Raw genomic sequence first — 21,278 nt, forward strand, 5'->3', positions numbered from 1 at the left:
CTAGGCGGTGGGGGCCGCGGCCTCCTCGAAGCGCGTCACCCGCAGCTCGTCGCCGCGGCGGTCGAGGTCGACCCGCACGGTGTCGCCGTCGCGGATCTCGCCGGCCAGCAGCGACTTCGCGAGACGGTCGTCGATCTCGTGCTGCATGAGCCGGCGCAGCGGGCGCGCCCCGTAGATCGGGTCGTAGCCGCGCTCGGCGAGCCACGCGCGCGCATCCGGGGTGACCGCGAGCTGCAGGCGGCGCTCCTCGAGACGCCGCTCGAGGCGGTCGACGTAGAGCGACACGATCTGACCGAGGTCGGCCTCCGACAGCGGCGCGAACACGACGATGTCGTCGAGGCGGTTCACGAACTCGGGCTTGAACGCCTGCCGCACGAGCTCCTGCACGGCGTCCTGCTTCTTCTCCCAGCTCATGTCGCGGTCGACGAGCACCTGGCTGCCGAGGTTCGACGTGAGGATCAGGATGGTGTTGCGGAAGTCGACCGTGCGGCCCTGGCCGTCGGTGAGGCGGCCGTCGTCGAGCACCTGCAGCAGCACGTCGAACACCTCGGGGTGCGCCTTCTCGACCTCGTCGAGCAGGATCACCGAGTACGGGCGCCGGCGCACGGCCTCGGTCAGCTGACCGCCCTGCTCGTAGCCGATGTAGCCGGGAGGGGCGCCGACGAGTCGCGAGACGGCGAACTTCTCGCCGTACTCGGACATGTCGATGCGCACGAGCGCCTTCTCGTCGTCGAAGAGGTAGGCCGCGAGCGCCTTCGCGAGCTCGGTCTTGCCGACGCCCGTCGGGCCGAGGAAGAGGAACGATCCGGTCGGCCGGTCGGGGTCGGAGATGCCCGCACGCGTGCGGCGCACCGCCTCCGACACGGCGCGCACGGCGTCGCGCTGCCCGATGAGCCGCTTGCCGAGCTCGGCCTCGAGGCCGAGCAGCTTCTCGGTCTCGCCCTGCCGCAGCTTGTCGACCGGGATGCCGGTCCACGCCGCCACGACGGCCGCGATGTCCTCGTCGGTCACCTGGTCGTTGACCATGCGGGGGCCCTGCTGCTCGATCGCCTCCGCCTGCAGCAGCTGGGATTCGATCGCCGGGATGGTCTCGTAGTTGAGCTTCGAGGCGTCCTGGTAGCGCTGCTCGCGCATCGCCCGGTCGAGCTCGATGCGGGCGTCGTTGAGGTGCGACTTGAGGTCGCCGACGCTGTGCAGGGTGCTCTTCTCGGCCTGCCAGCGGGTCTGGAGGGCGTCGAGCTGCTGCTCCTTGACCACCATGTCGGCGCGCAGCTTCTCGAGGCGCTCCTTGGACGCCGCGTCCTTCTCCTTCTTGAGGGCGAGCTCCTCGATCTTCAGCCGGTCGACGGCGCGCTTGAGCTCGTCGATCTCGACGGGGCTCGAGTCGATCTCCATCTTGAGGCGCGAGGCGGCCTCGTCGATCAGGTCGATCGCCTTGTCGGGCAGCTGCCGGGCTGTGATGTACCGGTTGCTGAGCGTCGCGGCCGCGACGAGGGCGCTGTCGGCGATCGCGACCTTGTGGTGCGCCTCGTAGCGCTCCTTGAGGCCGCGCAGGATGGCGATGGTGTCCTCGACGGACGGCTCGCCCACGTAGACCTGCTGGAAGCGGCGCTCGAGGGCCGCATCCTTCTCGATGTACTCCCGGTACTCGTTGAGCGTCGTCGCGCCGATCATGCGCAGCTCGCCGCGGGCGAGCATGGGCTTCAGCATGTTGGCCGCGGCCACCGAGCCCTCGCCGCCGCCCGCGCCCATGAGCGTGTGCAGCTCGTCGATGAAGGTGATGACCTGGCCGTCGGAGTCGTTGATCTCCTTGAGCACGGCCTTCAGCCGCTCCTCGAACTCGCCCCGGTACTTGGCGCCCGCGACGAGCGCCGCGAGGTCGAGCGAGACGAGCTGCTTGCCCTTCAGCGAGTCGGCGACGTCGCCCGCGACGATGCGCTGGGCGAGCCCCTCGACGACCGCCGTCTTGCCGACGCCGGGTTCGCCGATGAGCACGGGGTTGTTCTTGGTGCGTCGGGTGAGCACCTGGCTGACGCGACGGATCTCGGCATCGCGGCCGATGACCGGATCGAGCTTGCCGCTCTTGGCGATCTCGGTGAGGTTGATGCCGTACTGCTCGAGAGCGCTCTTCGGCTCCTCCTGGGTGGAGGGGGCGCCCTGCATGTTGGCCATGATTCTCCGGGTAAGAGTTGAGTTGTGGTGACTCAACTTTAGCGCGCCGCGCCCGCGATTGCACGAGCCATCTGCCATCGCCCGTCCACGCGATGCGGATTTCACCCCGCCGGGGTGACGGGGGCCCGCACCCGCGGTGTAGAAAAGCCCCAAGGCGTCTCGCATGGGAGGTGCCGCCATCTCGAAAGGATCGCCATGACCTTCCTGAGCTCCCTCTGGGACTTCATCTGGCTGCTGTTCTGGACCTTCGCGTTCGTGGCCTACCTGTTCGCGATCTTCGCGATCATCGGCGACCTGTTCCGCGACCACAAGCTCAACGGATGGTGGAAGGCGCTCTGGATCATCTTCCTGATCTTCGTGCCGTTCCTCACGGCTCTCGTCTACCTCATCGCGCGCGGCAAGGGCATGGCCGAGCGCAGCGCGGCCGCCGCGGCGTCCAGCCAGCGCGCGGGCGAGGCCTACATCCGCGAGGTCGCCGGCACGGCGACCCCCTCCGACGAGATCGCCAAGGCGAAGGCGCTCCTCGACGCGGGCGCGATCACCCAGGCGGAGTTCGACGCCCTGAAGGCCAAGGCGCTCGGCTAGTCCAGCTGCTCGATCGACGGCGCCGCATCCGGTCCGGGTGCGGCGCCGTCGGCGTCCGCGGACTCGCCCTCGTGGTGTCGGATGCGGTCGCCGAGGTAGGTGACCACGATGGCGGAGGTCACGCCGATGATCGCGACGCCGCCGATCATGAGCACCACCGCCCAGAACCGCCCGAGCACCGTGACCGGCGCGTAGTCGCCGTAGCCGACCGTGAAGACCGTCACGCACGCCCACCAGATCGCCTCGCCGAACGTCGTGATCGTCGCGTCGGGCGAGGTCCGTTCCGCGACCAGCACGGCGAGCGCGATCGAGTAGACGAAGACCACGGCGAAGGCGGCGGTCATCACCCCGATCCGCACCCGCTGGTAGGCGCCGCCCCGGTCGCGCAGGAGCGGCACGCGGACCACGTGGCGCAGCTGCACCACCGGGCGGAACACGGGCAGGAGCGCCGCGACCGCATCGGGGATGCTCGCCAGCACGAACGTCCGGCGGGGCTTCGCGAGCGCCAGGCGCACCACGTAGTCCACGATGAACGTCAGCCAGATCCCGATCAGGAGGACGGCCGCCACACCCCAGAGCGCCGAGTGGGTGTCGTCGACGAGCACCACGATGCTCCAGGCGATCAGGTAGAGGAACGCGAGCACCAGGAACGGCACCCGCGTGCGCTCCTCCCAGCGCACGCGTCGCGCGTCCCGGTCGGAGGTCACTGCCGACCCGTGCCCAGAGGACGCCACACCACGAGCTGATTCTGCTTGCGAGCCCGCGTTCCGGCCCGCAGCGACACCACCTCGCCCTCGGCCCCGGCCGCGAACACGCGCCGCCCGGGACGCGCCAGCAGCTCGTCGGCGAGGGCGCCCTCGAGCTCGCGCACGCGCGCCGTGAGCGCCGTCACCTGGTTCTCGAGCTCCAGGATGCGGCGGATGCCCTCGAGGTTGAGCCCCTCGGCGGAGAGCCGGGCGATCTCCCGCAGCTGCACGACGTCGCGCATCGAGTAGCGACGCGACTTGCCCGCCGTGCGCTGGGGGCTCACGAGCCCCATCCGGTCGTACTGCCGCAGGGTCTGCGGGTGCATGCCCGCGAGCTCGGCGGCGACCGCGATCGCGAAGATCGGCGTCGACTCGTCCATCATCCGCGGGCCCTCTCGATGAGCTCCTCGCGCGGGTTCTCGTCCGGCAGCGCGGCCGCGAAGTCCTCGAGCTTCTTCTTCGCGTCGCCCGACAGGTGGCTCGGCACCACGACGTGCACCGTGGCGAGCAGGTCGCCGACGGATCCGCTCGTCGTGACGCCGCGCCCCTTGACCCGCAGCACGCGTCCGCTCGGGGTGCCGGCGGCGACCCGCAGTCGCACCGGATCGCCGTCGAGCGTCGGCACCTCGATGGTCGCGCCGAGCGCCGCCTCGGTGAACGTGATCGGAACGTCGACCCGCAGGTTCGCGCCGTCGCGTTCGAACACCGGATGCGGCCTCACCGAGACCGTGAGCACGAGGTCGCCGGCGTCGCCGCCGTCGGGGCTCGGCTGCCCCTTGCCGCGCAGCTTGATCTTCTGGCCGTCGCGCACGCCCGCCGGGATCTTGACCTTCGTCGCCTTGCCGCCGGGCAGCTGCAGCGTGACGGTGTCGCCGTGGATCGCCGTGAGGAAGTCGAGCGTGGTCGTCGCGGTGATGTCGGCACCCGGGGTCGGGCCGCCGTAGCCGCGGTACCCGCCCGACACGTTGCCGAAACGGCCCGAGCCGAACATGCCGCCCAGCAGATCCTCGAAACCGCCCGCGCTGTAGCCGGTGCGCGCCCCGGGGACGCCTCCGCCGAACATGCCGCCGAAGACGTCCTCGAAGCCCTGCCCGCCGGAGGTGAACCGGGCCCCCGTGCCCATGGCGCGGATCTGGTCGTACTCGGCGCGCTCCTGCGGGTCGGCGAGCACCGCGTAGGCCTCGCTGATCTCCTTGAACCGCGCCTCGGCGGCGGCGTCACCCGGGTTGGAGTCCGGATGGTACTGCCGCGCGAGCTTGCGGTAGACCTTCTTGAGCTCGGCTTCGGAGACGTCCTTCGAGACCCCGAGCACGGCGTAGAAGTCCTTGTCGAACCAGTCCTGGCTGGCCATCGGACCCCTCTCGGATCAGCTGGTGGGGGGAGCGCTGACCGCGACCTTGGCGGCGCGGATCAGGCGGTCGCCGAGCACGTATCCGGTCTCGATGACGTCCTTCACGGTCTCGCCCTCGGCCTCCGGGTCGGGCAGGTGCACGACGGCCTCATGGATGTTGGGGTCGAACGGCTCGCCGACCTCGCCGACGCGACGCAGCCCGTACTTCTCGAATCCGGCCCGCAGCTTCTGCGAGACGATCGTGAGGGGCGCGCCCTCGACGAGGTCGCCGTGCGCGTCCGCGCGATCGAGGTCGTCGATCACGGGCAGCAGCGAGCGGATCACCTCGGCGATGACCGCCTCGCGATTCGCCGCCCGGTCGCGCTCGACCCGGGTGCGGAAGTTCTTGAGGTCGGCCTGCGCCCGCGCCGCGATCTCGCGGTACTCGGCCACGAGGTCCTTCTCGGCGTCGGCCAGCAGCGCGAGATCCTCGTCGCTCAGGCCGTCGCCCTCGTCGGGCACCCGGTCGGCCGCGGGCGTCTGGGCCCGCGGCTCGCCGGTGCTCGGGTCGATCTTCCGCTTGTCCTGGACCGTCGGCTCCTCGGCCTCGTTGTCCTCGTCGCGGTTCTTGTCGGCCATGCCTACTTCTTCTCGTCCTCGTCGTCCACGATCTCGGCGTCGACCACGTCCTCGTCGGAGGCGCTCGTGCCGCTCGTCGGGCTCGGCCCCTCGGCCGCCTCGGAGCTGGCCTGGTAGATCGCCTCGCCGAGCTTGGTCTGCGACTCGCCCAGCTTCTCGAACGCCGACTTGATGGCGCCCTCGTCCTCGCCCTGGAGGGCCGTCTTGAGCGACTCGATGTCGGCCTTCACCTCGTCCTTGACGGGCTCGGCGATCTTGTCCTCGTTCTCGGAGATGAGCTTCTCGAGCGAGTACACGAGCTGCTCCGCGTTGTTGCGCACCTCGGCCGCCTCGCGACGGGCCTTGTCCTCCGCGGCGTGCTCCTCGGCCTCGCGCACCATGCGCTCGATGTCGTCCTTCGGCAGCGACGAGCCGCCGGTGATCGTCATCGACTGCTCCTTGCCGGTGCCCTTGTCCTTGGCGGACACGTGCACGATGCCGTTCGCGTCGATGTCGAAGGTCACCTCGATCTGCGGCACGCCGCGCGGCGCCGGGGCGATGCCCGTGAGCTCGAACGTGCCGAGCGCCTTGTTGTCGCGGGTGAACTCGCGCTCGCCCTGGAAGACCTGGATGGCCACCGAGGGCTGGTTGTCGTCGGCGGTCGTGAAGGTCTCGCTGCGCTTGGTCGGGATCGCCGTGTTGCGCTCGATGAGCTTCGTCATGATGCCGCCCTTGGTCTCGATGCCGAGGCTGAGCGGGGTCACGTCGATGAGCAGCACGTCCTTGCGCTCGCCCTTCAGCACGCCGGCCTGGAGGGCGGCGCCGACGGCGACCACCTCATCCGGGTTGACGCCCTTGTTGGGCTCCTGACCGCCGGTGAGCTTCTTGACGAGCTCGGTGACGGCCGGCATGCGGGTCGAGCCTCCGACGAGCACGACGTGCGCGATGTCGGCGACCTTGATGCCCGCCTCCTTGATGACGTCGTCGAACGGCTTCTTGGTGCGGTCGAGCAGGTCGGAGCTCATCTGCTCGAACTGCGCGCGCGTGAGCGTCTCGTCGAGGTTCGCGGGGCCGTTCTCGGTGAGCGAGAGGTAGGGCAGCTGGATGCTCGTCGACATGTTCGACGAGAGCTCCTTCTTGGCCTGCTCGGCGGCCTCCTTGAGGCGCTGCAGCGCGATCTTGTCCTTCGAGACGTCGACGCCGGTGGTGTCCTTGAACTTCTTGATGAGGTGCTCGACGATGCGCTGGTCCCAGTCGTCGCCGCCGAGGCGGTTGTCGCCGGAGGTGGCGCGCACCTGGATGGTCGAGAAGTCGTCGTCCTTGCCGACCTCGAGCAGGGACACGTCGAAGGTGCCGCCTCCGAGGTCGAAGACCAGGATGAGCTCGTCCTCCTTGCCCTTGTCGAGGCCGTAGGCGAGAGCCGCCGCGGTGGGCTCGTTGATGATGCGGAGCACGTTGAGGCCCGCGATCTCGCCGGCCTCCTTGGTGGCCTGGCGCTCGGCGTCGTTGAAGTACGCGGGCACGGTGATGACGGCGTCGGTCACGTCCTCGCCGAGGTACTGCTCGGCGTCGCGCTTGAGCTTCTGGAGGATGCGCGCCGAGATCTCCTGCGGCGTGTACTTCTTGCCGTCGATCTCCTTCTTCCAGTCGGTGCCCATGTGCCGCTTGACGGATGCGATGGTGCGGTCGACGTTCGTGACGGCCTGGCGCTTGGCGGTCTCGCCGACGAGCACCTCGCCGTCCTTCGTGAAGGCGACGATCGAGGGGGTGGTGCGGAAACCCTCGGCGTTGGCGATGACGGTGGGTTCTCCACCCTCGAGGACGGCGACCACGGAGTTGGTGGTTCCGAGGTCGATACCGACTGCTCGTGCCATGTTCTGTTGCTCCTTGTAGAACCGGTGAATGCGCGCTCAGAGTTGAGCCGCAACGTATCAAGTTTGCACCCCGTCCGGGGGGAAGTCAAGAAACGTTGAGTCGCTCCGACTCAACTCGCCGGTGCGGACGGCGCGCCCCGCGACGATACCGCCCGTTCACCCGCCGGCAGTAGCGTTGCGCGCATGACCGACCCGAACGGCGACGAGGCCGCGGCCTCCGTCACCCCTCCGCCCACCGCCGCCAACACCGGCATGATCGCGTCCATGTCACGCGGACTCCAGGATCCGGACCGCGTGGTGCCGCGCAAGCAGGTCGTCTCCTGGGCGTTCTGGGACTGGTCGACGCAGCCCTTCAACTCGGTGATCCTGACCTTCGTCTTCGCCGCCCTCTACCTCGTGTCGGACTCGTTCCTGCCCGCCGACATCGCGGCGCTGCCCGACACCGACCCGGTCAAGGAGGGCGCGCTCGCGGATCTGTCGAGCGGCTACGGGCTCGCCACGACCTTCGCCGGCATCCTCATCCTGCTGCTGGCCCCCGTGCTCGGCCAGCGGGCGGACGCGAGCGGACGCAAGAAGCGGATGCTGCTCGTCTTCACCTACCTGCTCGCCCTGCTGCAGTTCGCGCTCTTCTTCGCCTACGCCGACCCCGCGTTCTTCTGGTACGGCGCGATCGTGCTGGCGCTCGGCGCGGTGGTGTCCGAGATCGCGGGCGTCAACTACAACGCGATGCTCGTGCAGGTCTCGACCCCGAAGACGATCGGACGGGTGAGCGGGCTCGGCTGGGGCCTCGGCTACATCGGCGGCATCGTCGCGCTCGTCATCGTCGTCGCCCTCAACGCGGTCGACTGGTTCGGCATCGACACCTCGAACGGGCTCGTCTACCGCCTCATCGCGGTCGGCGCGGCCGTCTGGACGGTCGTGTTCTCGATCCCGCTGTTCCGCAACGTGCCCGAGGCCGCGCCGTCGGCGGAACCCGGTGCGCGCGTCGGGTTCTTCGCGGGCTACGTGGTGCTCGTGAAGGACATCGCGCGGCTCTACCGCGAGGCGCGCCCCGCCTTCTGGTTCCTGCTCGCGAGCGCCATCTACCGTGACGGTCTCGCCGGAGTCTTCGCCTTCGGCGGCGTGCTCGCCGCGGTCGCCTTCCACTTCAGCCCCAACGAGGTGATCATCTTCGGCATCGCGGCGAACCTCGTCGCGGGCGTCTCGACGATCTTCGCGGGGCGCGCCGACGACTGGTTCGGGGCCAAGGCCGTCATCGTCTTCGCGCTCTCCGGCCTCGTGGTCATGGCGATCGTGGTGTTCGCCTTCCACGACCTCGGCACGGTGATCTTCTGGGTCGGCGGCCTCACGCTCTCGGCGTTCGTCGGGCCGGCCCAGGCCGCGAGCCGGTCGCTCCTGGCGCGGGTGACCCCGGTCGGCCGCCAGGGCGAGATCTTCGGCCTGTACGCGACGACCGGGCGCGTGGCGAGCTTCATCTCGCCGGCACTGTGGACCGCATCCATCGCCCTCTTCGGCGCCACGATCTACGGCGTGCTCGGCATCGCCCTCGTGCTGCTGGTGGGACTGGTGCTGCTGCTCCTGGTGCGCCTGCCGAGGCACGTGCGCCCCATCCGCTGACGCCGGCGCCGGCCCGGCCGCACCCCCGCCGGGCAGCCGCGCCTCTCCCCCACCCCAGAAATGCAGGAGACATCCCCGCCGGGGGTCGGTGGATGCGGCGATCCCGGGGCTCCGCCGCAGGAACTCCTGCATTTCTGGGGTGACCGGGCGCGGGGTGGCGGGCTAGCGTGGGGGCATGTCGACGCGGACCCTCGCCTACTGGCTGGCGCTCGTCGACCGTCTCGTGGAGCGCGGCTTCGCCGGGGCGCTCGACGAGCACGGCATCACGCGCATGCAGTGGCGCATCCTGACCGCGCTCGGCGACGGGCCGGCCACGGCGGACCAGCTCGACGCGGCGCTCGCCGACATGCCCGCCTACGACGACGACGCGACGGCGGCCGAGCAGCTCGGCGAGCTCGTGGAGTCCGGATGGGTGGAGTCGGCGGATGCGTATCGGCTGACCGAGCGCGGCCGCGTCGCCCACGGCCACATCCTCGACGCGGTGGCCGAGTTGCGCAGCCGGGTGCTCACCGACATCACCCCCGAGGAGGAGGCCGCCACGGTGGCGCTGCTCGAGCGGATGGCACGCAACCTCGGCTGGGACGGCTGAGCGCGCTCAGCGCACCGGCACCGCCACATCCGAGCCGCCTTCGCGTGTGAGCCGCGCGCCGAGCTGCACGATCGACGGCTGCTCGATGAAGCCGCCCGCCATGAGCGCCTGCCCCTTCGCGAAACCCGGCGCCCGCTCGATGAGCGACGTCGGCGCGAAGCCGAACACCTCGGCGAGCTCGGCGAGGTCGCGCGGCGAGTTCATGCGCATGAGCGTCAGGTTGTCGCACTGGGTGAGCGCGTTCACGTGCACCTTCGACGGGCGCTGGGTGGAGAACAGCAGCCAGAGCCCGTACTTGCGACCCTCGGCGGCGATCTGGACGATGCGCTCGGTCAACGCGATCTCGAGCGGGGTCTCGGGGTCGGGCGGGCACAGGTTGTGCGCCTCGTCGATGACGAGCAGCCGCGGGACGCGCTGCTCGCGGTTCTCCCAGAGGTGGTCGAGCACCGCGAGCGCCGCCGCGCGCAGCTCCTCCGCGCTCGAGAAGCCGCCGAGATCGAGCACCGTCACGTCGGCCCGCTCGTCGACCACGTCGGTCGCGGCGACCCCGCCCCAGGCCCAGAGCGGCCAGTCGAGCACGCCCAGGTTCTCGACGCGCATCGCGACGTCGAGCAGCGTGGGGTCGTCGGCCGCGCGGAAGCCCGCGACGAGCTCCGCCGCGGTCGTGGTGGCCGGCGACACCTCCCACCGCATGAGGGCGTTGTACTCGGCACGGTCGAGCAGGGGATCGATCCGCAGCGCCGCAGCGCGCGCCTTGCGGTTCATGTCGACGTAGCGCACGTGCAGCCGGTCGCCGCCCTCGCCCGAGCTGCGGAGCACCCGGATGTCGCGTTCCGCCCACGCCGCGACCACCGCCTCCGGCGCGCCGTCGCGCAGCTCCCCGATGCGGGCGAAGTCGGTGTTGGGGTCGAAGATCACGATCGGCAGCCGGGTGCGCAGGATCAGCTGCTCGAGCGCGACGCCGAGCGCGTAGGTCTTGCCGGAGCCCGACTGCCCGCACCAGAAGGTGTGGCGGTTGAACCGCTCGGCGAGCAGGGACGCGGTCGCCGCGTCGGAGGAGTCGACGAGCGTGCCGACGGGGAGCTCGGTGGTCACGGGGGCATCCTATGGGCGTCGCCCGCGGGCGCCTCCACCCGATCCGGGTGTGCTGTTCGCTAGTCTGTGGCCATGTCGCCCGCCCCTGATGGCACCGATCTCGTCCTGCTGCTCGACGAGGACGGCAAGCCGATCGGCACCGCCCCCAAGGCGACCGTGCACGGCGCGGACACCCCGCTGCACTTCGCGTTCTCGTGCCACGTGTTCAACCCGGCCGGGCGTCTGCTCGTGACTCGGCGCGCCCTCGGCAAGGACACCTTCGCCGGGGTCTGGACGAACGCGTTCTGCGGTCACCCGGCGCCGGGCGAGACGGCGATCGACGCCATCCAGCGCCGCGCGCAGGCCGAGCTCGGGGTCTCGGTGCGCGACGTCGAGATCGTGCTGCCGCACTTCCGCTACCGTGCGGCCGACGCGAACGGCATCGTCGAGAACGAGATCTGCCCCGTGTTCCGCGCCGTCGTCGACGTCGACCCGAAGCCGTCGACGGACGAGGTGGCCGAGTGGGTGTGGGCGGAGCCGATGTCGGTGCGGATGGCGGTGACCGCGGCGCCCTTCGCCTTCAGCCCGTGGTTCTCGCTGCAGCTGGCCGCCTGGCCGGCCGGCAAGTAGCGCTCACTCGCCGCGCGATCCCGCATCCGTCGCGGTGACGTCGGTGCGGTGGAAGTCCTGCCACGACCGCGAGGCGGTCGGGCCGCGCTGCCCCTGGTAGCGGTTGGCGTAGGCACCGGAGCCGTAGGCGTTGAGGACGGGCGAGCTGGTGCGGAAGAAGCACAGCTGGCCGATCTTCATGCCCGGCCACAGCTTGATCGGCAGGGTGGCGACGTTCGAGAGCTCGAGCGTGACGTGCCCGGAGAAGCCCGGGTCGACGAAGCCGGCGGTCGAGTGGGTGAGCAGGCCGAGACGGCCGAGCGAGCTCTTGCCCTCGAGCCGGGCGGCGACGTCGTCGGGCAGGGTGACGAGCTCGTAGGTGGAGCCGAGCACGAACTCCCCCGGGTGCAGGATGAACGGCTCGCCCTGCTTCGTCTCGATCAGCCGGGTGAGCTCGGGCTGCTCCTCGGCCGGGTCGATGAACGGGTACTTGTGGTTGTCGAAGAGCCGGAAGTACCGGTCGAGGCGCACGTCGATGCTCGACGGCTGGATCATCTCCCGGTCGAGGGGCGAGAGTCCGATGCGTCCGGCGTCCAGTTCGGCGGCGATGTCGCGGTCGCTGAGCAGCATGCGTCGAGCGTATCGGCTACGCCCGCGAGACCCACCCCGCGGCCCGCAACCGCGCGAACGCGTCGAGCAGCAGGTCGAGGGTGAAGTCGAACTCCGCGTCGTCGTCGCACGCGCCGCTCGCGTTGCGGGTCGCCGCGTCGATCGCGATCGCGGTGACGCTGGGGTAGCGCGTCGCCATCATCCGCATGATCGCCTCCTGCTCGGCGGGGCTCGGCGGGGTGGCGGGCGGCTCCTCGAAGGCCTCGGGGCTGAAGCCCCAGATGCGGTGCCCGAGGGCGTGCATGGCGTGGTGGGTGAGGTCGACCGAGTACCCGTCGGCGAGGAAGGCGCCCGCGACGGCGTCCATGTGGGCGATCACGGTGGGGGTGCGACGGCTGCGGGTCTCGATCGCGGGGCGCAGCCACGGATGCCGCAGCAGCTCGGTGCGGGCGGCGCGGATGCGGGCGCGCACCTGGTCGGCTCCGGCGGGCGCCGCATCCGGGACGTCGTAACCCTCGATGACGGTGTCGATCATGCCGCCCACGAGGTCGTCCTTGTCGTCGACGTGCTTGTAGAGCGCCATCGGCACCACGCCGAGCTCGGCGGCGACGGCGCGCATGCTCACGGCGTCGAGCCCCGACCGATCGGCGAGCGCGACGGCGGCGGCGAGCACGCGGGCGCGGTCGAGGGGGGCGCGCTTCGTCTCGACCACCATCCGCACCTCCCGCTTGACAGGTGTACATCGTACACCTAGGCTTCGAGTCGCTTGGTGTACGCCGTACACCCCACCGAAAGGATCACCGTGCCCGACCATCGCCGCCTCTCGCTCGCCGCGGGCGTGCTCTACCTGCTGACCTTCGTCACCTCGATCCCCGCGGCCGCGCTCTACGTACCCCTGCTCGCCGGCGGCGCGCATCCCGACCCCTCACCCACCGCGACGGGCGCCGTGCTCGAGATCGTGCTGGCCGTCAGCTGCATCGGCACCGCCGTGGTGCTCGCGCCCGTCGTGCGCCGGGTGAGCGAGGTCGCCGCGCTCGGCTTCGTCGCGGCCCGCACGACCGAGGCGGCGCTCATCCTGGTCGGCGTGGCGACCGTGCTCACGCTGTCCGCGCTCCGCGTCGCGGGCGCAGCCGCCGACGACCCCTCCGCCGAGCTCCTGGTGGAGGCCCACCGTTGGGCGTTCCTGCTCGGCCCCGGCCTCATCCCGGCGATCAACGCGCTGTGCCTCGCGCCCGCCCTGTACCGCGGGCGGCTCGTGCCGCGGGCGATCCCGATCGTCGGCATGATCGGCATCCCGCTGCTGCTCGCCTCGGCGACGGCGACCGTGTTCGGGGTGTTCGAGCAGACGTCGCCCCTGGCCGCCGCGGCCGCCGCGCCGATCGCGCTGTGGGAGCTGAGCCTCGGGCTGTGGTTGACCTTCGCCGGCTTCCGGAATACCGCGGTCGACGCCCTCGTATAGGCTCTACGTCTGTGGCCGCCTGGCGGCTGCGGGGCTGTAGTTCAATGGCAGAACTTCTGCTTCCCAAGCAGACAGCGCGGGTTCGATTCCCGTCAGCCCCTCAAGGTCCTGACGGACGGCGTCTGCCGTTCGGCAGGACCTTCGAGTTGCAGTGGATCGAACCCCTGGGTGGGCCCACGCCGCCGGAGGCTCCGCGCGCGGCGCAGCCGCGGGTGGAGGGGCGGTGGGGACGATTCTCAGCCCCGCGCGGTCGCCCGGAAGACGAGGGCGCGGGCCTCTGCATCCGCGGCCTGCGCCTGCAGCCGGCGGCTGATCCGCCGCTCGAGCTCCGCGCGGGTCGGTGCGGACGGATGGCGTCGCCCCCAGCGCTCGAGCGCGCGGCCCAGCCGGATGGCCAGCTCGCCGACCCCGATGCGGGTCGCGGGGATCGCGTCGCGGGCGGTCGCAGCGCTCATGGTCGGTCCTCTTCTCCCGGGGTGACCTCGCCGCGCACGAGCGGGAAGGCGTTGATGTGCATCTGCACCGGGCGGCTGCCCGGCGTCGGGGTGGTCTTGTACGCGGCGATGTACTTCTGCAGCACGACGTCGATGTCGGCGATCAGCTCGTGCAGCTGCGGCGCGGTGAGCCGGAGGTTGATGGTGTCGAAGGTCGCGGCGTCGAGCCACTCGTCGCCGAAGACGCTCTCGCCGGCGCCGAGGAAGTCGTGCAGGTTCGCGTCGCGTGCCCGGTACCACTCGTCTTCCACGAGCTGCGCGGCGAGGCGCTCGGCGCTGCCCGGCGGCAGGTCCCGCGGCTCGGGGGTGGCGATGGATCCCGGCCGGCGCTCCCACCAGCGTTCCCGGCGCGCGCCGTGACCGACCACCTCTCGCACGAGGCCGTGCTTCTCGAGCTGGCGCAGGTGATAGCTCGTCGCCCCGCTCGACTCGGCCAGCCGCTCCGCGAGGCCGCTCGCGGTCAGGGGGCCGTAGGCCGAGAGCTCGTCGAAGATGCGCACCCGAAGCGGATGCGCGAGGGCGCGCAGCGCCTCGGTCGGCAGCACGTGGTCGATGCCAGGGTGCCGGCTGCTGCTGGGCTGCTGCTCGATCGGTTCCATGAAGGCAAAGGTACCTTTGCAAAGCAATCTTTGCAAACACTTCTTTGCGAATGCGTCCGATCGCCTAGAACGGCAGCAGCACCGGCACCAGCACCACGCTCACGACCAGCACCACCAGGGTGAACGGCACCCCGATCCGCACGAAGTCCCCGAATCGGTAGCGCCCCGGCTCCACGACGAGCGTGTTGACCGGCGACGACACCGGGGTCATGAAGGCCGCCGACGCCGCGAGCGCCACGATGAGCGCGAACGGATACGGCGAGAAGCCCAGGTGCTGCGCGGCCGTGATCGCCACCGGCGCCATCAGCACCGCCGTCGCGGTGTTCGAGACGAACATGCCGATGAGCGCGGTGATCGCGAAGAGCACCGCCAGCACCAGGTACGGCCCGGCCCCGCCCGTCACCGCGAGCAGCCCGTCGACCGCGAGGTCGACTCCACCGGTCTGCTCGAGCGCCTGCGCGAATGGGAGCATCCCGGCGATCAGCAGCAGCGTGGGCCAGTGGATGGCCCGGTAGGCGGTCTTCAGGTCGACGGCGCCGACCGCCCCCATCAGCAGGGCCGCGATGAGCGCCGCGAGCACGTTGGGCACCGTGCCGGTCACCATGAGCACGATCATGACGAGCACGGAGAGGATCGCGAGGGGTGCCCGGTCAGCGGCGGGCGCCGCCTCCGTCGACTCGACGGGCAGATCGAGCACGACGAAATCACCGCCCGCCGCGCGCATCCGCCGGATGGTCTCCCAGGCGCCCGCGACCAGCAGGGTGTCGCCGAGCGCCAGGCGTCGTTCGAGGAACGCCGGTCCGACGGCGCGGCCGGCGTGGCGGACGCCGAGCACGGTCAGGTCGTGGTCGGACCGGATGCGCAGCTCGACCACGCTGCGGTCGACGGCCGCGGAGTCGGGCGCCACCAGCAGCTCCGCCATCCCCAGCTGCCGCGAGTAGCTCGCGAAGAAGTCGCCCGGGAGCTCGACCTCGACGAGCCCCAGCTCGTCGAGGCGCTCCTCGGGGGGCGCGAGATCGAACACCAGCGTGTCGCCCCGGCGCACCGTGGTCTCCGCTCCGGCCGTCAGCGTGGTGCCCCGCAGCAGTCGGCGGCGCTCGACACCCAGCACCGAGCTGTGCGCGGTTCCGACCTCCAGCCCCAGGAGCGCCCGGCCGAGAAGCGGCGACCCCGGTTCGACGCGGAAGGTGCGCACGCGGGAGTCGACCGCGTAGTCGGCGACGAGGGTCGAGAAGGTGCGCGCGGATGCGCCGCGGGCGGTCGGTCCGCCTCCGAGGAAGCGGCGCGCCACGAGCATGTAGCCGATGCCGAGCACGAGCACGACGAGGCCCACCGGGGTGACCGTGAAGAAGCCGAAGCCGTCGAGGCCGGCGCGTCGCAGCTCGGCGTCCACGACGAGGTTCGGCGCGGTCGCGATGAGCGTGAGCATGCCGCTGATGAGCGCAGCGAAGCTCAGCGGCATGAGCAGCTGTCGCGGCGAGATGCCGGTGCGGGCGGCGATGCTGAGGGCCACGGGGATGAAGATCGCCACGACGCCGGTCGAGCTCATGATCGAACCGAGCACGGCGACCGCGAGCATCAGCAGCACCACGAGCAGTCGCCCGTCGCGTCCCGCGCGAGCCGCCAGCCAGTCGCCGAGGCGATAGGTCACCCCGGTGTGCGAGAGGCCCGCCCCCACGACGAACAGCGCCCCGATCAGCACCACGTTCGGGTCGGCGAACCCGGAGAGCGCATCCGGAACGCTCAGGATGCCGGCCAGCGGCAGCGCGACGATGGCCAGCACCGCGACCACGTCCATCCGCGGGCGGCCCATCGCGAACATCGCGATCGCGACGGCGAGCAGCACGAGGACGACGATCAGGTCGATGCTCATGCTCGCCTCCGTCATCCGAGGAACGCGGTGAGTCCCTCTGCCAGCCGGTCGATCTCGGAGGCCGTCGTGTACGGCGCGAGGCCGACGCGCAATCCGCCGCCGTCGCCGAGGCCGAGCGCGCGCGACGCCTCGAGCGCATAGAAGTTGCCGCTCGGGGCGTGCACCTGCCGCAGCCCAAGGTACTCCGCGGCCTCCGCGGCCGAGCGGCCGGGGAATGTCATGAGCACGGTCGGGGTGCGCCGCGCCGCCCGGGACCACACCACCACCCGGTCGCCGAGGGAGGCGAGATGCCCCTCGAGGCGGGCGAGCAGCGACGACTCGTGGGCGTGCAGCGCCTCGAACGATGCGACGAGCGCGCCCCTGCGGGTCGTCGCGTCCCCGGGGGCGAGGCCCGCGAGCACCTCGACGGCCGCCGTGACACCCGCCATCGTCTCGTACGGCAACGTGCCGAACTCGAAGCGCTCGGGCACGGCATCCGTCGACGGCGCGAGCTTGTCGGGGCGGATCGTCTCGAGCAGCACCGGGTCGGCGCCGAGCACCGCGCAGTGCGGACCGAGCAGCTTGTACGGCGAGCAGACGACGAAGTCGGCGCCGAGGGCCTCGCGGTCGACGAGCTCGTGCGCCGCGTAGTGCACGGCGTCGACGTAGACGGGCGCGCCGCGCTCGTGCGCCGCATCCGCGATCGCCCGCACCGGCGGCATGGTGCCGATGAGGTTGGAGGCGGCGGTGAGCGCGACCACCCGCGTGCGCTCGGAGAGCACCTCGTCGAGGTCGTCGAACAGCAGCTCGCCGGTGGCGGGGTCGAGCTGGATCCAGCGCACGGTCGCCCCCGTCCGGGCCGCCGCCTGCACCCACGGGCGCACGTTGGAGTCGTGGTCGAGGCGCGTCACGACGACCTCGTCGCCCGGCACCCAGTCCCGTGACAGGTGTCGCGAGAAGTCGTACGCGAGCTGGGTGGCGCTGCGCCCGTAGACGACCCCGGATGCCGGCACGCCGAGCAGGTCGCCGACGGCCGCGCGCATCGCCGCCACCGCATCCGTCGCATTGCGTTCCGAGGTCGTGGCCGTTCCGCGGTTCGACAGCGGTCCCGTCAGGGTGCGGGCGATCGCCTCGCCCACCTCGCGCGGCGTCTGCGTGCCGCCCGGGCCGTCGAAGTGCGCCACCCCGGTCTCGAGGGCGGGGAAGCGGGCACGGAAGGCGTCGAGGTCGAAGCTCACCCGCTCATCACAGCAGACCCGATGCCCAGGCGGGTGGATTAGCGTGTGCGCGTGACCGTTTTCGCCCCCGAGGTCGTCGAGGCGGTGCTCGCGCACATGAACGACGACCATCTCGACGACAACCTCCTCATCGTGCGCGCCTTCGCCGGCCGCGATCCGGAGGCGGCCCGCATGATCGACCTCGACCACCGGGGCGGGACCTGGCGCTACACGGTGGCCGGCGAGGACGCCGAGCTGCATCTGCCGTGGTCCCGCGACCTGCAGGAGCGTCCCGAGATCCGCCGCGAGATCGTCGCCCTCTACGACGCCGCGTGCGGCAAGCTCGGCGTCGAGCCCCGGCCGCACGCCTGATCCGGCCGTGACGCCCAATCGGATCGCCGGGGCGGCGGGAGCCCTCGTCTTCGGCGTGCTCGGGATCTGGGGCGCGATCGCGGCGGCCGGCGCCGACCAGGGCGCCGGCGTGCTGCTGGCCGGCCTGCTCGGCACCGACCTGGCCCTCGCGGGCGTGCACCTCGTGATCGCCGGCTGCCTGGCGGCCGGAGCCCTCCGCGGTGATCGCCTCGCGCGGCCGATGAACGTGGGGGTCGGCCTGCTGCTGCTGGTGCTGGGGTTCGTCGGCCTGTTCGTGGTGGGCACGCCGCTCAACGTGCTCGCGCTGTCGGGCGTCGGAAACGTGCTGCATTTCGCCGCCGCCTCGGCCCTGCTCGCGACGGGGATCGGCGCGGCGCGGACCGCGGCGGGATGACGCCTGGTGCAAACCTTCAGTCGCACATAAGCTAAGGGGAACCTAACCTCGAGGAGTCCCCGTGTCGGTGCTGCCCTTCTCCCAGGCTCTGCGCGAGCGCACCTGGACCGGACACTCCGACAGCGAGGGCGCCGGGTTCATGTCCGACCTCATGAAGGGCGAGGGGACCCGGGCCGACTACATCGCGCTCGTCGCCCAGCACTACTTCATCTACGAGGCGCTCGAGGCCGCCGAGGCGGCGTTCGCCGGGGATGCCGTGGTCGCCCACTTCGTGACCCCGCGTCTGACGCGGCTCCCCGCGCTGGAGTCCGACCTCGGGTTCCTGCTCGGCCACGACTGGCGCGCGCAGATCGCCCCGCTCCCCACCACGGTCGCGTACGTCGAACGCATCCGCCGCGTCGCCGCCGAGCGCTGGTCCGGCGGCTTCGTCGCGCACCACTACACCCGCTACCTCGGCGACCTCTCGGGCGGCCAGTTCATCCGCACGGTGATGCAGCGCCGCTTCGGTTTCGAGACCAACGGCGTCGGCTTCTACCTCTTCGACGAGATCGCCGACCCGCAGTCGTTCAAGCAGACCTACCGCGACGAGCTCGACCGCGTGGACTGGGACGACGCCGAGCGCGAGCGGGTGATCGACGAGGTGCTGCTCGCCTACCGCCTCAACACCGAGCTCTTCGACGACCTGGCCCGCGCGAAGGCGCCTCTCGCTGGTTGAGTAGCCCGCGCAGCGGGCGTATCGAAACCGCTACGCCTCGATGCCCGGGATGGGCTTCGCGCGCGACATGAACCGGCGCACGTTGTCGTCGACGATGATGTCGCTCGGCCGCAGCGGTCGGGTGAGGTAGAGCCCGTCGAGCGTGGTCAGCCGGCTGAGCGCCACATAGGTCTGGCCCGGGGCGAAGCTGCGCTGCCCGAGGTCGACGATCGCCGAGTCGTAGCTCTTGCCCTGCGACTTGTGGATGGTGACCGCCCACGCGAGCCGCAGCGGGAACTGCGTGAACTCGGCCACCACATCCTTCGTGAGCTGCTTGGTGACGGGCGAGTAGCTGTACTTGTAGCGCTCCCAGGTGACCGGCGCGACCAGGTGCCTCTCACCGTCGACCTCGACCGTGACGTCGTCGGCGATCTTCACGACCTCGCCGATCGTGCCGTTGACCCAGCGGCCCTCGCCGCCCGCGTCGTTGCGCAGGAACATCACCTGCGCGCCGACCTTCAGCTCGAGCCGCTCGTCGGCGGGGTACGCACGGCCGCCGAAGTCGCCGTTCACGTCGGCCACGGCCGACAGCACCCGCCCGGGGAGGCGGGCGAGAGCGGTCTGGTTGATGCGGGTGACCGTCTGGTTGGTGGTGGCGAGCGTGATGGTGCCGTCGTCGGGCGCCGGACGCGCCCCGACGGAGTTGAGGCGCCCCGCCATCTCGGCGGTGACCATGCCGTAGCGCACCGCGTTCAGCAGCTGCTTGAACTCGAGCTCGTGCTGGCGGTGGATGGTGCCGAGCTCGTAGATGGTGAGCTCGGTCTCGTCCCACACCCGGGCGTCGAAGAACCAGATGGAGCGGTAGCGGTCGGCGAAGTAGGCGCGCTCGTCACCGTCGCCCGGCACGGGCGCCAGCTGGAACGGATCGCCGAAGAGCACGAGCTGCACCCCGCCGAAGGCCTCGTGCGGCCGCTGCCGCGCCTGGCGGAGGCTGCGGTCCATCGCGTCGAGCAGGTCGGCGTTCACCATCGACACCTCGTCGACCACGAGGGTCTCGATGGTGTTCAGCAGCTTCTTGAGCTCGGCCGACTGCTCGATCTCGTGGTCGGCGATCACCCCGATCGGCAACCGGAACAGCGAGTGGATGGTCTGCCCGCCCACGTTGAGCGCAGCGACCCCGGTGGGCGCGCAGATCACGAGCTGCTTGGAGGTGTTCCAGGCGAGGTACTCGAGCAGGGTCGACTTGCCGGTGCCCGCGCGCCCCGTGACGAAGATGTGCTCGCGCGTCGTCTCGATCGCCTCGAACACCGCCCGCTGCTCGGGGGCGAGATCGGATCGCGGCATCCCAGAAGGCTAACCGAGGCGCGCCGCCGCAGCCGCGCGGGCGCGGCAGAATGTGCAGCATGAGGATCGTGCTCGGCTGGGTGGGAGCCGCGGTGGTGCTCCTCGGCGCGATCATCGGCGGGGTCGCGGTCGCGGGCGCGACCGTGTTCTCCGCATCCGCCTTCGTGCGCGACTACCTCGGCGCGCTGAGCGCCGGCCGGGTCGACGACGTGCTGGCCCTCCCGGGCGTCGACGCGGACGGCCTCGACCCCCGGCTGCTGGACCCGCTCGCCCTCACGCAGTTCGACTGGTCGATCGAGGGCGACGACGAGACCGCGGGAGTGCACACCGTCATCGTCGCGTTCTCGGGGGCGGGCACGAGCGGACGCACACACCTGACGGTCGAGCGCGTCGGAACCCGGTTCGGCCTCTTCCCCGAGTGGGGCTTCGCCGACTCCCCGGTCACCGCGTTGACGCTCACCACGACGGGCGACACCCGGGTGAGCGTCGGACGGCTCCCCCTCGACGTCGCCGACGGCGGCCCCGTGGTCTTCGCCGCGCTCAGCCCGGGCGTCTACACCGTCGCCCACGACTCCGAGTACCTCACCGCCGACCCCGTCACGGTCGCCGCGACGGGCTCCCCCGCATCCGTCGCCGTCGCCGTCGAGCCCGACGACGCGTTCGTCGCCGCCGCGCAGGACGCGATGGAGGCGGACCTCACGGCGTGCACCACCCAGCAGGTGCTCTTCCCGACCGGCTGCCCGTTCGGCTTCGCCATCCAGAACCGGGTCGCCGGGGTGCCCGAGTGGACGATCGCCCGGATGCCGCAGGCGACGGTCGCCGCGTCGGACGAGATCGGCCTGTGGGCGGTGCCTCCCGCCGACGGCGTCGCGCACCTGAGCGTCGAGGTGCAGTCGATCTTCGACGGCTCGATCTCGACGCTCGAGCAGGACGTGCCGTTCTCCGCCGGCTATCGCGTCGCCTTCGATGGCGACACGCTCCGCCTCATCCCCGCCCTGCGCTGAGTCTGCACCCCGAGTCGATCTCGGTG

23 protein-coding genes and 1 tRNA gene are annotated in these 21,278 nt (G+C 71.1%); 10 read left to right on the forward strand and 14 right to left on the reverse strand.

The annotated features are described in order from the left end of the window. Complete coding sequence (locus NUH29_RS10670; RefSeq protein WP_308445768.1) at positions 1 to 2,172, reverse strand: ATP-dependent Clp protease ATP-binding subunit; 2,172 nt, start codon at positions 2,170 to 2,172, stop codon at positions 1 to 3. Positions 2,173 to 2,367: 195 nt separating this feature from the next. On the opposite strand from NUH29_RS10670, the gene NUH29_RS10675 reads away from it, so the two are divergent. Continuing rightward, the gene (locus tag NUH29_RS10675; RefSeq protein WP_258799102.1) at positions 2,368 to 2,757 is read left to right on the forward strand and encodes an SHOCT domain-containing protein; all 390 of its coding nucleotides are present in this window, start codon (positions 2,368 to 2,370) and stop codon (positions 2,755 to 2,757) included. On the opposite strand, the gene NUH29_RS10680 is transcribed toward NUH29_RS10675, so the two are convergent. Genes NUH29_RS10680 through dnaK form a run of 5 tightly spaced genes read right to left on the reverse strand, consistent with a single transcriptional unit; the run spans position 2,754 to position 7,325 of the window. Beyond that, positions 2,754 to 3,464 (reverse strand): potassium channel family protein, encoded by a 711-nt coding sequence (locus NUH29_RS10680; protein ID WP_258799103.1) that lies wholly within the window; start codon positions 3,462 to 3,464, stop codon positions 2,754 to 2,756. The two genes, NUH29_RS10675 and NUH29_RS10680, sit on opposite strands and share 4 nt — an antisense overlap. Further along, complete coding sequence (locus NUH29_RS10685; protein ID WP_258799264.1) at positions 3,461 to 3,883, reverse strand: heat shock protein transcriptional repressor HspR; 423 nt, start codon at positions 3,881 to 3,883, stop codon at positions 3,461 to 3,463. Before NUH29_RS10685 ends, NUH29_RS10680 begins: the two co-directional genes overlap by 4 nt. After that, positions 3,883 to 4,854, reverse strand: a complete 972-nt coding sequence (locus tag NUH29_RS10690) for a DnaJ C-terminal domain-containing protein (protein WP_258799104.1) — start codon at positions 4,852 to 4,854, stop codon at positions 3,883 to 3,885. Before NUH29_RS10690 ends, NUH29_RS10685 begins: the two co-directional genes overlap by 1 nt. Positions 4,855 to 4,869: 15 nt before the next feature. Continuing rightward, positions 4,870 to 5,472: a nucleotide exchange factor GrpE gene (locus NUH29_RS10695; RefSeq protein WP_258799105.1), complete on the reverse strand. Its 603-nt coding sequence runs from the start codon at positions 5,470 to 5,472 to the stop codon at positions 4,870 to 4,872. Between the two features lie 2 nt (positions 5,473 to 5,474). Continuing rightward, on the reverse strand, positions 5,475 to 7,325 hold the full coding sequence (gene dnaK / locus NUH29_RS10700; protein WP_258799106.1) for a molecular chaperone DnaK: 1,851 nt from the start codon (positions 7,323 to 7,325) through the stop codon (positions 5,475 to 5,477). Between the two features lie 183 nt (positions 7,326 to 7,508). Between dnaK and NUH29_RS10705 the strand changes: the two genes are divergently transcribed. Beyond that, entirely contained in the window at positions 7,509 to 8,942 is a 1,434-nt protein-coding gene (locus NUH29_RS10705; protein ID WP_258799107.1) for an MFS transporter, read from the forward strand. A 175-nt stretch (positions 8,943 to 9,117) separates the two neighbouring features. Next, entirely contained in the window at positions 9,118 to 9,531 is a 414-nt protein-coding gene (locus NUH29_RS10710; RefSeq protein ID WP_258799108.1) for a MarR family winged helix-turn-helix transcriptional regulator, read from the forward strand. A gap of 6 nt (positions 9,532 to 9,537) precedes the next feature. On the opposite strand, the gene NUH29_RS10715 is transcribed toward NUH29_RS10710, so the two are convergent. Next, complete coding sequence (locus NUH29_RS10715) at positions 9,538 to 10,626, reverse strand: ATP-binding protein (RefSeq protein ID WP_258799109.1); 1,089 nt, start codon at positions 10,624 to 10,626, stop codon at positions 9,538 to 9,540. Between the two features lie 72 nt (positions 10,627 to 10,698). On the opposite strand from NUH29_RS10715, the gene idi reads away from it, so the two are divergent. Further along, positions 10,699 to 11,235 carry an isopentenyl-diphosphate Delta-isomerase gene (gene idi / locus NUH29_RS10720; protein WP_258799110.1) on the forward strand — a complete coding sequence of 179 codons (537 nt, stop codon included), beginning with the start codon at positions 10,699 to 10,701 and terminating at the stop codon, positions 11,233 to 11,235. 3 nt (positions 11,236 to 11,238) lie between these two features. Here the strand turns inward: idi and dcd are convergent, their stop codons facing one another. Continuing rightward, complete coding sequence (gene dcd, locus NUH29_RS10725) at positions 11,239 to 11,844, reverse strand: dCTP deaminase (protein WP_258799112.1); 606 nt, start codon at positions 11,842 to 11,844, stop codon at positions 11,239 to 11,241. Between the two features lie 16 nt (positions 11,845 to 11,860). Beyond that, positions 11,861 to 12,538: a TetR/AcrR family transcriptional regulator gene (locus NUH29_RS10730; protein ID WP_258799113.1), complete on the reverse strand. Its 678-nt coding sequence runs from the start codon at positions 12,536 to 12,538 to the stop codon at positions 11,861 to 11,863. Between the two features lie 87 nt (positions 12,539 to 12,625). On the opposite strand from NUH29_RS10730, the gene NUH29_RS10735 reads away from it, so the two are divergent. Together NUH29_RS10735 and NUH29_RS10740 are read left to right on the forward strand one after the other, a co-directional pair. Then, positions 12,626 to 13,282, forward strand: coding sequence for a DUF4386 domain-containing protein (locus NUH29_RS10735; protein WP_258799114.1), 657 nt, complete (start codon positions 12,626 to 12,628; stop codon positions 13,280 to 13,282). A gap of 30 nt (positions 13,283 to 13,312) precedes the next feature. Continuing rightward, positions 13,313 to 13,383 (forward strand) — tRNA-Gly (locus tag NUH29_RS10740). A 135-nt stretch (positions 13,384 to 13,518) separates the two neighbouring features. On the opposite strand, the gene NUH29_RS10745 is transcribed toward NUH29_RS10740, so the two are convergent. The 4 genes from NUH29_RS10745 to NUH29_RS10760 form a co-directional block, all read right to left on the reverse strand. Beyond that, a complete protein-coding gene (locus tag NUH29_RS10745) occupies positions 13,519 to 13,737 on the reverse strand; it encodes a hypothetical protein (protein WP_258799115.1) in 219 nt (72 codons plus the stop codon). Beyond that, positions 13,734 to 14,375, reverse strand: coding sequence for a winged helix-turn-helix domain-containing protein (locus NUH29_RS10750; RefSeq protein WP_258799116.1), 642 nt, complete (start codon positions 14,373 to 14,375; stop codon positions 13,734 to 13,736). The genes NUH29_RS10745 and NUH29_RS10750 overlap by 4 nt, the downstream gene beginning before the upstream one ends. Before the next feature lie 64 nt (positions 14,376 to 14,439). After that, positions 14,440 to 16,248 carry an SLC13 family permease gene (locus NUH29_RS10755; RefSeq protein ID WP_258799117.1) on the reverse strand — a complete coding sequence of 603 codons (1,809 nt, stop codon included), beginning with the start codon at positions 16,246 to 16,248 and terminating at the stop codon, positions 14,440 to 14,442. A gap of 11 nt (positions 16,249 to 16,259) precedes the next feature. Continuing rightward, complete coding sequence (locus tag NUH29_RS10760; protein WP_258799118.1) at positions 16,260 to 17,465, reverse strand: cysteine desulfurase-like protein; 1,206 nt, start codon at positions 17,463 to 17,465, stop codon at positions 16,260 to 16,262. 51 nt (positions 17,466 to 17,516) lie between these two features. Between NUH29_RS10760 and NUH29_RS10765 the strand changes: the two genes are divergently transcribed. The 3 genes from NUH29_RS10765 to NUH29_RS10775 all read left to right on the forward strand — a co-directional run bounded on the left by NUH29_RS10765 (position 17,517) and on the right by NUH29_RS10775 (position 18,925). Beyond that, on the forward strand, positions 17,517 to 17,816 hold the full coding sequence (locus NUH29_RS10765; RefSeq protein WP_258799119.1) for a DUF2470 domain-containing protein: 300 nt from the start codon (positions 17,517 to 17,519) through the stop codon (positions 17,814 to 17,816). A gap of 7 nt (positions 17,817 to 17,823) precedes the next feature. Continuing rightward, positions 17,824 to 18,210 (forward strand): DUF4383 domain-containing protein, encoded by a 387-nt coding sequence (locus tag NUH29_RS10770; RefSeq protein WP_258799120.1) that lies wholly within the window; start codon positions 17,824 to 17,826, stop codon positions 18,208 to 18,210. Between the two features lie 61 nt (positions 18,211 to 18,271). Then, on the forward strand, positions 18,272 to 18,925 hold the full coding sequence (locus NUH29_RS10775; RefSeq protein WP_258799121.1) for a biliverdin-producing heme oxygenase: 654 nt from the start codon (positions 18,272 to 18,274) through the stop codon (positions 18,923 to 18,925). A 30-nt stretch (positions 18,926 to 18,955) separates the two neighbouring features. Here NUH29_RS10775 and NUH29_RS10780 read toward each other — a convergent pair whose 3' ends face one another. Then, entirely contained in the window at positions 18,956 to 20,248 is a 1,293-nt protein-coding gene (locus NUH29_RS10780) for an ATP-dependent DNA helicase (RefSeq protein ID WP_258799122.1), read from the reverse strand. A gap of 59 nt (positions 20,249 to 20,307) precedes the next feature. Here NUH29_RS10780 and NUH29_RS10785 point away from each other — a divergent pair, with 59 nt between their 5' ends. Then, entirely contained in the window at positions 20,308 to 21,252 is a 945-nt protein-coding gene (locus tag NUH29_RS10785) for a hypothetical protein (RefSeq protein WP_258799123.1), read from the forward strand. The last annotated feature ends 26 nt before the right edge of the window (positions 21,253 to 21,278 follow it).

It is taken from the genome of Protaetiibacter mangrovi (genome assembly GCF_024752305.1).
GTDB classification, from domain to species: Bacteria; Actinomycetota; Actinomycetes; order Actinomycetales; family Microbacteriaceae; genus Homoserinibacter; species Homoserinibacter mangrovi.